General features: G+C 45.3%; 15 protein-coding genes. 9 read left to right on the top strand and 6 right to left on the bottom strand.

Annotated elements, in window-relative coordinates:
• The first annotated feature begins 62 nt into the window (after positions 1-62).
• Genes hisB through MTBPR1_RS07385 form a run of 8 tightly spaced genes read left to right on the top strand, consistent with a single transcriptional unit; the run spans position 63 to position 4,475 of the window.
• Positions 63-650, top strand: a complete 588-nt coding sequence (hisB, locus tag MTBPR1_RS07420; RefSeq protein ID WP_069188607.1) for an imidazoleglycerol-phosphate dehydratase HisB — start codon at positions 63-65, stop codon at positions 648-650.
• 15 nt (positions 651-665) lie between these two features.
• On the top strand, positions 666-1,271 hold the full coding sequence (locus tag MTBPR1_RS07415) for a glutathione S-transferase family protein (protein ID WP_069186942.1): 606 nt from the start codon (positions 666-668) through the stop codon (positions 1,269-1,271).
• Positions 1,271-1,645, top strand: coding sequence for a DUF2628 domain-containing protein (locus tag MTBPR1_RS07410; protein ID WP_069186941.1), 375 nt, complete (start codon positions 1,271-1,273; stop codon positions 1,643-1,645). Before MTBPR1_RS07415 ends, MTBPR1_RS07410 begins: the two co-directional genes overlap by 1 nt.
• Positions 1,646-1,664: 19 nt before the next feature.
• The gene (gene hisH / locus MTBPR1_RS07405; RefSeq protein WP_069186940.1) at positions 1,665-2,306 is read left to right on the top strand and encodes an imidazole glycerol phosphate synthase subunit HisH; all 642 of its coding nucleotides are present in this window, start codon (positions 1,665-1,667) and stop codon (positions 2,304-2,306) included.
• Positions 2,307-2,308: 2 nt separating this feature from the next.
• On the top strand, positions 2,309-3,040 hold the full coding sequence (gene hisA, locus MTBPR1_RS07400) for a 1-(5-phosphoribosyl)-5-[(5-phosphoribosylamino)methylideneamino]imidazole-4-carboxamide isomerase (RefSeq protein WP_069186939.1): 732 nt from the start codon (positions 2,309-2,311) through the stop codon (positions 3,038-3,040).
• 6 nt (positions 3,041-3,046) lie between these two features.
• Positions 3,047-3,808 (top strand): imidazole glycerol phosphate synthase subunit HisF, encoded by a 762-nt coding sequence (gene hisF / locus MTBPR1_RS07395; RefSeq protein WP_069186938.1) that lies wholly within the window; start codon positions 3,047-3,049, stop codon positions 3,806-3,808.
• Positions 3,809-3,810: 2 nt separating this feature from the next.
• A complete protein-coding gene (locus tag MTBPR1_RS07390) occupies positions 3,811-4,134 on the top strand; it encodes a phosphoribosyl-ATP diphosphatase (RefSeq protein ID WP_069186937.1) in 324 nt (107 codons plus the stop codon).
• A gap of 5 nt (positions 4,135-4,139) precedes the next feature.
• Positions 4,140-4,475 carry a 5-carboxymethyl-2-hydroxymuconate Delta-isomerase gene (locus MTBPR1_RS07385; protein WP_069186936.1) on the top strand — a complete coding sequence of 112 codons (336 nt, stop codon included), beginning with the start codon at positions 4,140-4,142 and terminating at the stop codon, positions 4,473-4,475.
• A gap of 4 nt (positions 4,476-4,479) precedes the next feature.
• On the opposite strand, the gene MTBPR1_RS07380 is transcribed toward MTBPR1_RS07385, so the two are convergent.
• The 6 genes from MTBPR1_RS07380 to MTBPR1_RS07355 form a co-directional block, all read right to left on the bottom strand.
• A complete protein-coding gene (locus tag MTBPR1_RS07380) occupies positions 4,480-5,211 on the bottom strand; it encodes a class I SAM-dependent methyltransferase (RefSeq protein ID WP_069186935.1) in 732 nt (243 codons plus the stop codon).
• Positions 5,212-5,217: 6 nt separating this feature from the next.
• A complete protein-coding gene (gene asnB / locus MTBPR1_RS07375) occupies positions 5,218-7,152 on the bottom strand; it encodes an asparagine synthase (glutamine-hydrolyzing) (protein ID WP_069186934.1) in 1,935 nt (644 codons plus the stop codon).
• A gap of 1 nt (position 7,153) precedes the next feature.
• Positions 7,154-8,374 (bottom strand): UbiH/UbiF/VisC/COQ6 family ubiquinone biosynthesis hydroxylase, encoded by a 1,221-nt coding sequence (locus MTBPR1_RS07370; protein ID WP_069186933.1) that lies wholly within the window; start codon positions 8,372-8,374, stop codon positions 7,154-7,156.
• Positions 8,375-8,382: 8 nt separating this feature from the next.
• The gene (locus MTBPR1_RS07365) at positions 8,383-9,534 is read right to left on the bottom strand and encodes an alginate O-acetyltransferase AlgX-related protein (protein ID WP_069186932.1); all 1,152 of its coding nucleotides are present in this window, start codon (positions 9,532-9,534) and stop codon (positions 8,383-8,385) included.
• 84 nt (positions 9,535-9,618) lie between these two features.
• Entirely contained in the window at positions 9,619-10,224 is a 606-nt protein-coding gene (locus MTBPR1_RS07360) for a hypothetical protein (RefSeq protein WP_069186931.1), read from the bottom strand.
• 112 nt (positions 10,225-10,336) lie between these two features.
• Positions 10,337-11,608, bottom strand: coding sequence for a 50S ribosomal protein L11 methyltransferase (locus MTBPR1_RS07355; protein ID WP_165602637.1), 1,272 nt, complete (start codon positions 11,606-11,608; stop codon positions 10,337-10,339).
• A gap of 178 nt (positions 11,609-11,786) precedes the next feature.
• Here MTBPR1_RS07355 and MTBPR1_RS07350 point away from each other — a divergent pair, with 178 nt between their 5' ends.
• Positions 11,787-13,292, top strand: coding sequence for a methyltransferase regulatory domain-containing protein (locus MTBPR1_RS07350; protein ID WP_069186929.1), 1,506 nt, complete (start codon positions 11,787-11,789; stop codon positions 13,290-13,292).
• Positions 13,293-13,315 lie beyond the last annotated feature (23 nt).

Here is a 13,315-nt window from a genome sequence, read left to right as displayed (position 1 = left end):
AGCTTTCTTAGGAAATCTGCTGTAAATCTATGAGCAGTATTATTCTATTGGAGACATTGACCATGCGCACTGCATCCGTCGCGCGAAAGACATCTGAGACCGATATTTCTGTTGAGATTAATCTGGATGGAACCGGCGAATATGACATTAAGACAGGCATTGGTTTTCTTGATCATATGTTGGAACAGCTTTCTCGTCATGGGTTGATGGATATTAAAGTGCGCTGTAGTGGGGATCTCCATATTGATTGTCACCACACGGTTGAAGATGTGGCCTTGGCGATGGGGGAGGCTTTTTCCCAAGCTTTGGGTGATAAAAAAGGCATTAACCGTTATGCCCATGCCTATATCCCCATGGATGAAACTTTGGTGCGTGTGGCGCTGGATTGTTCAAATCGTCCCTATCTTGTGTGGAAAGTGGCCTTTTCTCAGGCGCAATTGGGCGATATGGATACGGAAATGTTCCAGCATTGGTTCCAGTCTTTTGGCTTAAAAGCCGGACTTTCCTTGCATGTTGAATGTTTGGATGGGGAAAATAACCACCATATTGCAGAAGCTTGCTATAAAGGTTTAGCACGCTCGTTGCGCCAAGCTGTTGAGATTGATCCGCGAAAATCTGATGCGATTCCAAGCACAAAGGGTGCGCTTTAAAGTTTAGAGGCAAAGATGCTCACGCTTTATTCTAATCAAGGCTCCGGCAATTGCTATAAGGTGCGTTTGCTCTTGCACCAGCTTGGCTATGAGTTTGAAACCCGCGAAATGGATGTGGTGGCGGGTGCTTGTCAAAGTGATGAATTTAAAGCGATAAATCCGGCAGGCCAGGTGCCAGCACTTGTTTTGGATGAAGGTATGGTCTTGTGCCAGTCCAATGCCATCTTGCTGCATTTTGCCGATGAAACCCAATATATGGCGATGGATTATTTTGATAAGTCTTTGACCTATCAATGGCTGTTTTGGGAACAATATAGCCATGAACCCGCCTTGGCTGTGGCGCGTTATTCCATGCATTATCTGGGGCAAAGCGAGGCTGAAGACCCACGTCTGCCAATGCTTTGGCAAAAAGGCTATCAAGCCTTGGATGTGATGGAAAAGCATTTATGTGATCAGGATTTCTTTGTGGGCAATCGCTATTCCATCGTGGATATCGCGCTGTTTGCCTATAGCCATGTGGCAGACCAAGGCGGGTTTGATCTGGCCGCCTACCCAAAGGTGAGCGCGTGGATTGATCGGGTAAAATCCCAGCCGCGCTGGAAATCTATGGATGAGATTTAATGAAACTCTATACCGTCCATACCTTAAAATTTGGCTTTGAGCCACAGCCTGATGTGCGTTTGGTTAAAGAGGGATTTAACTGGGCGGCTTTTATCTTTTCCGCATTTTGGGCCTTGATGAAAGGCTATTGGTGGGTGGCAGGCGGTATTTTTGCAGCCTCACTTGCAATTAGTTTGCTTTTGGGTGTGTTTGGGCTTGATCTCTTTGGGCAAGCTGTGGTCAATATCACCTTCAATATGTTATTGGGTATCTATGCCAATGATTTGGCGCGCTGGACCTTGGAACGGCGCGGATATGTGGAAGAAGATGTGATCTCTGCGCAATCTGTTGATCATGGGTTGCAGCGGGTGGTGAGCAAGCTTCAAACTGACTAGAAAGTGGGCTTGAGACAGTATGTCTGTTGTCATCATTGATTATGGGTCGGGCAATTTACGTTCGGCTGAAAAATCCTTTGAACGCGCAGCGCGCGAGGCTGATCTTGGCCTTGACGTGCTGGTTTCTAACAAACCCGAAGATGTGGCAAATGCCGATCGTGTGGTTCTGCCCGGTGTGGGTGCTTTTGGCGATTGTGCCCAAGGCTTGCGCGCCCTTGATGGTATGTATGAGGCTTTGGATGAAGCCGTGCATCAAAAAGGTAAACCTTTCATGGGTATTTGTGTGGGCATGCAGCTTATGGCTGATCGCGGTCTGGAACATGGCAGTCATGAGGGTCTGGGCTGGATTGGCGGGGAAGTTGTCGCCATTAAGCCTGAGGATAAAGCACTTAAAATCCCGCATATGGGTTGGAATGAGCTGTCCTTTGATGAGGGGGCTCACCCGCTTTTGGCTGATATCCCAAAAGCCAATGTTTATTTTGTGCATTCTTATCAGTTTAAAACCGCTGATCCGGCCCATCAGTTGGCAACGGTAAGCTATGGCGGGGATGTCACCGCGGTGATTGGGCGTGACAATATGGTCGGTACCCAGTTCCATCCGGAAAAAAGTCAGGCCATTGGCCTGAAAGTCATTACCAATTTCTTGAAGTGGAAGCCTTAAAAATGAATCTCTATCCAGCAATTGATCTAAAAGACGGTAACTGCGTGCGTTTGTTGCGTGGTGATATGGATGCTTCCACAGTGTTTAATGATAACCCGGGTGCACAAGCCAAGCAGTTTGTGGATGATGGTTGTGAGTGGGTCCATATTGTAGACTTAAACGGCGCTTTTGAAGGCAAGCCTGCCAATGCAGAGGCCGTACAATCCATCCTCAAAGGCATTGATGGTAAAGCCCAAACCCAGCTTGGCGGTGGTATTCGCACCTATGAGACCATTCAATATTGGTTGGATGCGGGGATTTCACGGGTGATTTTAGGCACCATTGCCTTGCGTGACCCTGATTTTGTGATTGAGGCGTGTAAACGTTTTCCAGGCCGGGTCGCGGTGGGCATTGATGCGCGCGATGGCTATGTTGCGGTTGAAGGCTGGGCAGAAGTTTCTGACATGAAAGTTCATGATCTTGCCTTGAAATTTGAAGATGCGGGTGTGGCTGCCATCATCTTTACCGATATTTCAAAAGATGGCGCCATGGAAGGGCCAAACTTGCAGGCCACGGTTGATCTGGCAAATGCGGTTTCAACGCCTGTGATTTTATCCGGCGGTGTGTCCAGCATGGCAGATATTGAAGCGGTAAAAGCCGCTGAGGTCCCCGGTCTGGACGGGGCCATTTCCGGTCGGGCCATTTATGACGGCAAGCTTAATGTGGCAGAGGCCATGAAGGTGTTAAAAGGGTAATTCAATATGTTGAAAGTAAGAATTATCCCCTGTTTGGATGTGGCTGATGGCCGTGTGGTTAAAGGCGTTAATTTCGTTGACCTGATCGATGCGGGTGACCCAGTTGAACAGGCCAAAGTCTATGATGCTGCTGGCGCCGATGAGCTAACTTTTTTGGATATCACCGCAACCCATGAAAACCGCGATACCATTTATGATGTGGTGCGTCGCACGGCAGAACAATGTTTTATGCCGCTGACTGTTGGCGGGGGTGTGCGCGAAGTAGAAGATATCCGCAAGCTTTTGCTCGCAGGGGCCGATAAAGTCTCGATCAATTCAGCCGCGGTGAAACGCCCTGAGTTTGTGCGCGAGGCTGCAGAAAAATTTGGCAGCCAATGTATTGTGGTGGCAATTGATGCCAAATCGGTCGGGCCGGATAAGTTTGAAATTTTCACCCATGGTGGGCGCAAAGAAACCGGCATTGATGCGGTGGAATGGGCAAAAAAGATGGCGGATTATGGGGCAGGGGAAATCTTGCTGACCTCTATGGACCGTGATGGCACCAAGATCGGTTTTAATCTGGAGCTTACCCGCGCGATTGCCGATGCGGTTTCCATTCCGGTGATTGCTTCTGGTGGGGTGGGGAATTTGGACCATATGGTCGAAGGGGTAACCAAAGGTCATGCTTCTGCCGTGCTTGCGGCCTCGATCTTCCATTTTGGCACTTACACCATTAAAGAGACCAAAGAACATATGGCAAAAGCCGGTATTGCGGTGAGATTGGATTGATCATGGACGCAACTGTACTTGATACACTGTTTAAAACCATCGCTTCTAGAAAAGGCGCGGATCCGTCTCAGTCTTATACCGCCAAGCTCTTTTCCAAGGGGCGCGGTAAAATCGCCCAGAAAGTGGGTGAAGAAGGCGTTGAATGCGTGATTGCCGCATTGAGTGAAGGTAATGAGGAATTGGTGGGCGAAAGTGCTGACCTTTTCTATCACTTAATGGTGCTTTGGGCCGAAATGGGGGTCAAACCTGAAGATGTTTGGGCTGAGCTTGCAAAGCGTGAAGGAATTTCGGGTATTGTTGAAAAAGCATCCCGTCCAAAGGAGTAAAAATTATGCCACATATGGTTATTTCATATGCTAAAGCTGTTGAAAAACAGCTTGATATCCAAAAATTGGTACAAGAAGTCTGGAACGGGGCTGAAGAGTCCGGCCTGTTTAACCCCGGTGCGATCAAAGCCCGCGCATTGCCTGTAGAACATTATGTAACGGCCAACACAGACCAGCTTTTCGTCCATGTGGATGCAAAACTGTTTGTCGGGCGCACGGATGAGCAAAAACAGGACATGATCCAGCGTGTCTTTGATAAGATTGACGGATTAGTTTCAAGCGATGTGTCTATTTCGGTTGAAGCCATTGATATAGACAAGCCGAATTATGTGAAACGTTAGGCGCTTATTTTTTTAAGACAAACAGATGACAGGATGAGCCGAGGAACTTTGCTAGTTTCTCTCGTCTTGAAATGCTGATTTTTTTGTTAAATAGCATGTGCCCTGTATAGAAAAGTCCCATCTGTTCGCTTTTACTGATTAAAAATGCATGTTTTTCAAAGTATTTTTGCCAACGCTTGGGGCGAAATGACCATATTTCGCTAAAACAATTCCCAAATTCACCATGGCGTGGTGGAATGAGATGGTTATAGATATTAACCAATAGCTGTTTTCCCCAGTGCTTCGGATTTTTTAATTTTGCGGGGCTAAAGGAAAGCAGCAAGATTTGCAGGAATTCGAAATAATTTGCCACAATGGTCCAAAAACGCCATGAGCCTGTTGGCATAACATGTAAGTTAAAACCGGATGGTTTTACAACGCGGCTGAATTCTTCCATCAATGGGTCTAGATCGTGAATATGCTCCAAGACATTGGACGATAGAACTACATCAAAACTTTGATCTGCAAAGGGAAGTTTTTTGCCATCATATGTTTGAACGGGAAAGACCTGTTCATCGGCATAAATTGAATCGGCAACATCAATAGAGGTAATATCAAAGCCACGGTCTTTTAAAAGCTTTGCCTGATGTCCGCTACCGCCACCAATTTCCAGAACCTTTGCTTCTTGAGGTAAAAGTTGGATGATCTTTTCCACCTCATGGCTGCGGATCATATGCAAGAAATCGATATTGAACATGTAGGGTTAACCGTTTTCCATCCATTTTCGATACCAGCTTTGGAACATTAAAATATCCCAGAGGTGATATTGAAGATTGCGTTGTCCGCTTTGATGTTCATTCCATTTTTCTTGAATGGGTGCAGAATTAAAGATGCCTGTTTCTTCAAGAGCTTGCGGATTTAACAGGTCTTCAGCCCAGTCGCGAAGTGGTCCGCGCAACCATTGATCAATGGGAACGGCAAAACCCATTTTTGGACGTTCGATTAAGTCTTTTGGGATATGGCGGTAAAGAACTTGGCGCAATGCCCATTTTCCCTGTCCGTCCTTAATCTTCATGGATTGAGGTAGGCTCCATGCATATTCAATAAGGCGATGGTCCAATAAAGGAACGCGTGCTTCAAGGGAAACAGCCATTGAGGCGCGATCAACTTTGGTTAAAATATCATCTGGAAGATAGGTTAACGTATCCAGATATTGCATCTGATCGATGAAATCCGGTGTTATCCCTTTTAAATCCTTATTCCAGATTAGGTCTGTTTCTTCTTTACCATTGAGAACGATATTTTCAGGTTGATCCCAATGGCTGACAAGGCGGCGATAAAAGTCATTTTTGGTCCCATCCATAACTTTTGCCAGCTTATAGAGTTTATCACCGGGAAGGCTGGGGCGTTTTCTTTCAGGAATGATCTTGAAGATTTTATCCCACGTATTGGGCGACATGGAGTGAATGAGTTTCACGCCTAACTGTCTGAAGCTTTTTGGTGTTGAATATAGGTGTTTTCCTAGTTTTTGCCCCACAAAGTAGCGTGTATAGCCTGCAAAAAGCTCATCGCCGCCATCACCGGACAAGGCAACTGTGACATGGTCTTTTGTCATTTTTGAAACCAGATAGGTTGGGATCTGAGAAGAGTCTGAAAATGGCTCATCATAATAATCTGCGATCTTCGGGATCACATCACGTGCTTCAGAGGGGGTGACATAGAGCTCGGTATGGTCCGTGCCAATATGTTTTGCTACCTCTTTGGCATGGATGGCTTCATTATAGCCAGCTTCTTCAAAACCGATGGAAAATGTACGTATGGCTTTATCAGATTGTTGCTGCATAAGGGCAGCCACGGTTGAGCTATCAATACCACCAGATAAAAAGGCCCCTAAGGGCACATCAGAAATCATACGCCGCCCAACAGCATCTTTAAGCAGGTCTTCTAATTGGTCGATGGCTTCGGTTTCACTACCTGCAAATTTCTGATTTTGCGTGATGACATTGTCCAAAGACCAGAAAGATTCAATTTTTTGTTCCCCTTGATGGTTGCGCACCAAAAAATGACCGGGCATGAGTTTTTGGATGTTTTGAAAGACACTTAAAGGCGCGGGGATATAATTATGCCTTAGGTAAGATGCAATTGCGTTGCGGTTAAACTCTTTGGGGCAATCTGGGTGTTGATAAAGGGCCTTCAGCTCTGAGCCGAAAAGAAAGCTATTTGTCGTTTCGGCCCAATAAAGCGGTTTAATACCCACACGGTCACGCACCAGATAAAAGGTTTTTTCTTTTTTATCCCAAGCGGCAATTGCAAACATGCCGATAAGTTTCTCAATAGTGGCCTTGACCCCCCAATGGGCAAATCCATTAACGATCACTTCGGTGTCGCTGTGACCATTAAATTGATAACCTGCGGCTTCAAGTTCGGGGCGTAAGTCATTGGCATTATAGACTTCCCCATTATAAACAATCACAAAACGCCCATCATAGGAGGTCATGGGCTGATGACCCGCTTGTGAGAGATCAATAATGGCAAGGCGGCGATGACCTAGCCCAATACCGTTTTCTCCATCTACCCAAACATCACCACCATCTGGACCGCGGTGATAGAGGGTATCGGTCATGCGTTTGGTGAGTTGGGAAAGTTCTTCTGTTGAGGTCTGTGCTTTAAGATCAATGAGCCCTGCAATACCGCACATTTTAAGACGCCTCACGCTCTTTCATGATCTCGGGTAACTCTCCGACAAGGCCCATGGCTGATTTTGTGAAGAATTTCTTGGCAAAGGGGAGCTGTTCCACAATGGCAAGGCCCGCATCACGGGCAAAACGGATAGGTGAGCTGTTGTTAGAAAAAAGTTTCACGATGGCATCTGTGGAGGCCAGCATGAGATGGTTATCAAAATGGCGCCAGCGATCATAATCTTCTAAAACGCGCCCCGCGCCCACATCAAGGCCCAGTTGCTTGGTCTGGATGATCAGCTCAGCAATGGCGCAGGCATCGCGCGCACCCATGTTAAAACCTTGGCCAGCCACCGGATGCATCCCGTGGGAGGCATCGCCCACAAGAACAAGGCGCTGATCAATGGAACGTTTGGCAAATTGTAAGGTGAGCGGATAAGACCAACGCGGGCCTTCGACTTTTACCTCGCCTAAATAATTGCCAAAACGTTCCGTTAGCTCTGCTTGAAAATCTTCATCACTGAGTTTCATCATGACAGGGGCGTTGCGTGTGCTTTCTGTCCAGACAATGGAGCTGCGTTTATCTTGCATGGGCAGGATGGCAAAGGGGCCACTGGGCAGAAAATGTTCTTGGGCCACATTAAGATGCGGCTTTTCGCTTTCAACCGTGCAGACAATGGCGGTTTGTTCATAAGACCATTTGGTAATATCAATATTGGCTGAGCGGCGCACCCAAGAGCCGCGACCATCGGCCCCAATCACCAGCTTTGCGTTAATCTCAGTCCCATCATCAAGCGTGGCGTTTACTTCAGAGGCGTTGCGCTCTATATGTTGCACGCGTTTTGGGGCTAAATATGTGGCGTGGTCCATTTCCGGCACGACTTTAAGGATGGCTTTGCGCACCGTGCGGTTTTCCAGCATATAGCCAAAAGGCACACCAACCAGATCAAGGCTGTCAAAATGTAAAAACAGGGGCGATGCCCCATCGGTTACACGGATATCTTCAATGATACCGGCTTCAGGTGCCATATGTTCCCACAGGCCAAGGGCAACAAAGGCATTATGGACAGAGCGTGCAATGGCTGAACAACGCCCATCATACTCGGCCTTGAGCAAGGTTTCTGGATCATCGGCATCAACCACAATAACATCAACACCACCGCGCGCTAAGGCACAAGCCGTCATACCACCAACAAGTCCACCGCCGATGATGAGAACATCTGTTTTGATTTTTTGAGGCATGATTATATTCATTTATCCGTAAAGAAAGTGGATTGGATGAGCGGGTGTTGTTTCACTGCAGTTGCAATGACCCCATGGGCATGATCGTTCCAATGGGCGTCAAATGGCAAGAAATCAAATTGCGTCTTATTTTTTTGATAATCAAGCCTAAAATAAGGGTCCGTATCAATAACATTAAAGCCTTTGGCCTGAGCTTGCTGTTTGAAATAGGCAAACATGGAGGCCGCATAGCCCTTATTGGATTGAGGCTGGTTTTGATAAATCCGTGCTCTAAGAGCATCGATGATGAAGACGATCTTTTCTGCTGGCAGGCCGGAATATTCAACAACATTACCCAGAAAGAGATCAATGGCCCGTTGCGCATCTGTTGATTTTTCTGCACTTACAGTGACAGGGACATTATTTTCAAAAATACGGCTTAAGGTATCACTGGGCGATTTTTCCTCTTTAGAGATAAAGAGTGATTTTAAGCTTTGATAGAAATCAGTTGGGAGTAATCTTAAGCCCGCAGCAATGGTTTTATGAATATGCATGTTATAGACGAGATATCTGAAAACGGCTGAACTATTAACGATCGTTCTTAAAAAACCCGGTGTATAATCAATACGTCTAAGCTTATTTTGGTCAAAATAATGAAAGCCGGGTGCTTTTTTATATTTGAGTAGGCTTTCATCAAAATCATTTGAAATGATGACAAAGGACATGATATCCGGCTTGAACTTTGCCTGTGCATATTGTGCCCAAATAAGATACTGGCTTAACGGCGCGCCAGAAAATGCAAATGAATAAACACGCCCTGTATTTTTAACTGATTGTGCCAAGCGCCCTTGAATGGTTTTGTCATAAGGCACCATGAGGGATTCAATAAAGGAATCCCCGATCACGGCCATAAGCGGTGTTGTGGCAGAGGCATCATAATCCTGATCATTCACAAACCCGTCAGAATTCACATGTCCTGTGTTGGGTATTTTAAAGGACCAGCCGTTTGAGTAGGTATAATCAATATTTGGCGTTGCATGAAAGACCGGGTCGTTTTCATTTACGGCTTGGATTTGTAAACCAGTTTTGACAGGCAAAAAACGCAACCCGATTTCCAGAAGAAGAAAACAGAAAGTCAGGCTGGCTAAAACAAGCAAAAAATTATGGAAAAATTTTTTCATTGAAAACGATCATGATTATAAAATACCGCGCTTCTTTTTAGGCGATTTTTTATAAGAGATAAAGGCCTGTCGTGCTTTATCTTATTAAAGCAGTTTGAGTTCCTGCAGGATCGTTTTTAACTCTGCTTCTGTATGGGGCTTGTTTTTATAGACAAGGCAGCGTTTTTTAAGAAAATTCACCATCCAGTTAACACGCTCTTTGGGGTTTTCTTTGATTTGCCCAGAAAGTGTCTCAACAAAGTCAGTGAGGATTATTTTGCTGGTGGGGTGGTTATAAAACTGTTGAACGCTTAAAGACTGCCCATTATCGGCATGGAGGTTTTTGACCAGTTTTAAACATTCTTCATTGGCGTTAATGATGTTTTGCCTCCCGTAAAGTGTTGTGAATAGGTCAAAATAGGCAGCCAAGTTATTTCGGCTGATGGTGGCATTGCTTAAGAGATGTTCAAACTGTGCTGTGATCAAACGCCAGAAAAACCCGCGGCGTTTTGATTTGAAATACCGCACGCTATAGGGCACTGGGCGAGTGAGCCGTTCAACATCTTGTGCGCTGAGTTTGCTCAGGCAGGTATTTTCGCGCAGGTGTTGGAGCTCTTGTGGATCGTTTGGCTCATCAAAGAGCTGATGGAAATGGGTGAAAGCTTTTGTTGTGTTTTTTTGTTCAAACCTGCCAGTTTCACGTATGCCCATTTTCCCATATCTCCTCGTTTTTATGAAGAGAGAGTATAAGCTAAAATTGGCTTGTTTAATATTGTGCAGAAGAATATCCGTATATTCCCGTAAAACCTACTACCAAAGGGTATTATTTTACCTTCTTTAGAGTTTTCTTGGTTTCTTTGCCCAATTCAAAATCAAAATAGTTCCGATAATAGGTTTTAAGCATCAAGGGCTTAGAAATTTCGCAAGGCTGGGGCTTGAGCAAAATCTGGGCGGCTTGGCGCCAATGGTTGCGCGGTTTGGGTTTTTGGGTTGAAAAGGTCAAGTCATGGGTAAGATGTAGGTCAAACCACATTAAAATCGCATCACCCGTGCCATCCTGTTTAAAATTCACCGGGCATTTTTCGCGAAAGTTCAAAGGCGGGGGATAGCGAAAATCAAATTTTCGAATGATGAAAGGCTCGCTTAAGATACGATGATCCTCGCTTTCTTGCAGGTCAATCATACCATCTTTATAAGCCAGTGGATGGGCCAGCACATTCATTTCACTTAAGTCAAAACCATTTACGGTTTCAAGATGGTGAAAACGTTGCAGGTGCGGGCATTCAATCACCACGCCATAAAGGGTGGCCCCTTGGGGGATAATGCGCGCGCCGTCATTAAGCAGGTTTTTCCAGGCATGATTTAAGGTCGGTAAAATACCTTCACCAACAAGGGCACGATCAAAAATTTCAGTCAGTACAATATCGACTTTTTGCGGCAGATCTTCCCCAACCACAAGGTCGTTGGAGCGTTTGTTAATGACAGTAATTTTATCGCTTAGGCCATTTTTTTCAACAATCTGGCGCGCAAGCTCAGCCACAAAAGGCTCAGACTCACAGGCATAAACATGGGCAGCCCCTGCGCGCACCGCCATCATGGCGAGTAAGCCGGAGCCCGTGCCGATATCAAGGGCAATGTCGCCTGTGCGCACGGTGGCGTTGATGGCTTTTTCATAAAGGTCATTGCGTTCTTGGTCAGCCAGCATAGGTAAATGCCAACCGGGCAAGCACTGCATGGCGACCTGACCGCGCAAATATAAGATATCTTTATCTTTTGGAAACTGGTGTCTTGCGGTCTCTAAAATGCCAAGAGCGCTTTGTTTTTTATCTTGTGTGTAAAAGATATTAGACAGTTGGATATAGGCTTGGCGCACGGTTGCATCGAGCTTAATGACTTTAAGGTAGGTTTCAACTGCGAGATCAGTCTCATCAAGCTCTTCAAGGGTTGCAGCTAAAAAGTAATTGGCGCTGATATTATCGTTTTCAATTTCAAGGGCTGTCTCAAAGGTTTTGCGCGCAGCTTCATATTTGGCACCAGCAAGTTCGCTGGCTCCTTGTGAAAGCAACCTTTTGATTGTATCGGATGGCTTGGCCATTAATTTGAAGGCTTCCATTTTAGAGCGCAAAATATCCTAATCCAAACAGATAAGAGAAGAATATGGGATTATGAGCAATTTGTCATGGGTTTATGCCTTATAATTAAGGATAGTAATTTCTTCTCTTTGAGGTGATGATCACATTGCAAGGTAATGTTTTTTTGATCTAGGGCAAAAAATGACCAGTTATGACGAAGCTGTGTATCTCAGTTATTTCTACCAACAGTCAAATCCTGAACAATTCAATGGGTTAGCCCATATTCATGGATTAAAGCCGGCTGATCTTTCTAGGGCGCGCATTCTTGAGTTGGGCTGTGCGACAGGCAGTAATATTTTGCCCCTTGCTGTGCGCTATCCAGAGGCCAGTTTTTTAGGAATTGATTTATCTCCTGTTCAGATTGAGATTGCACAAAATCATTGTGAGGGCCTTGGGTTAAAGAATATCGACTTTGTCGCACAATCCTTTGCTGAGTATGACTTTGGCGACCAGAAGTTTGATTATATCATTGCCCATGGGCTCTATTCCTGGATCCCTAAAAATCTGCAAGACGATGTCATGCGGGTTTGTGCTCATTGTCTAAGTGACCAAGGTGTGACTTATATTAATTATAATACCTATCCGGGTTGGCAGGCGGCAAAAACTGTGCGTGATATGTTGCTCTTTCATACCAAAGAGGCTGTAGAGCCTGCGCAAAAAGCCAAACAGGCCAAACAGGTAGCGGGCTTTGTTAAAGACCATATTAAGCCCGAACATGCGCCTTATCGTCAGGCCTTAGAACCTGACCTTAATGGTGTTTTAAAAGCCGAGGATAATTATCTGCTGCATGATTATATGGAAGAAGATAATAACCCCTGTTATTTCCATGAATTTGCCACCAAGGCCGAAGAGAATGGCTTACAGTATTTATGTGATACGGAATTTGCCTCTTCGGTTTCCCAAGAGGTGCAAAATCAAATAACACAGGTTTTGGGCAACCAAGGCGATAGGGTCAATTATGAGCAATATGGCGATTATCTGAACAACCGGAAATTCAGAAGCAGTTTAATGGTCAAGGCGGGTGTGGAGCCCGTACAGGCTCTTAAGATTGAGCATTTAAAAAATGTGCGTTTTATAATGAACTGTAAAATCACCACGCCAATCCATCCCGATCAGATTGGTAAAATGACGCAGATTTCCATTGAGGGTTTTAAAAGATACAATATTAAGGCCAGTCCCCAAGGGCTGGTGATTTGTACAGCCCTCATCGAAATGGTGCGCGCTTTTCCTTTGCGTCTTAATTATGAGGAACTTGTGGAGCGCACACATGGCTTACTTGGGACAATAGCTGTGGAAGCTATAAAGGCTGAGCTGGATGGTATTTTGATTGAAATGGTTAAAATGGGCATTGTTTCTGTGATGGCAAATGAGGATCAATCCCAGAGCGTGCTTACCATTAAGCCCAAAGCCTATGATTTTGTACGCTATTGGGCGCAACACTCAGATATTGTTTGTAATATCCATCATGAAGCCGTCAAACTGAGTGAGCATGAGGATAAATTGCTCGCGCTTATGGATGGGTCTTTTAGTGTTGATGAGCTTGGTGAGAAAATGAAGCCCTACCTTGGTCAGCCCGATGAAATGGTCCAGCAGTGGGTTGGGGCAAAACTTCAACGTTTCCTTTTGTGCGCGCTCATTTCTGCCTAAGATTTAATCATTAATATATAATT

The sequence above is a fragment of the Candidatus Terasakiella magnetica genome (assembly GCF_900093605.1).
GTDB lineage: Bacteria > Pseudomonadota > Alphaproteobacteria > Rhodospirillales > Terasakiellaceae > Terasakiella > Terasakiella magnetica.
Note: the sequence above shows the minus strand (reverse complement) of the source record. Positions and strands in the feature narration are given on the sequence as shown.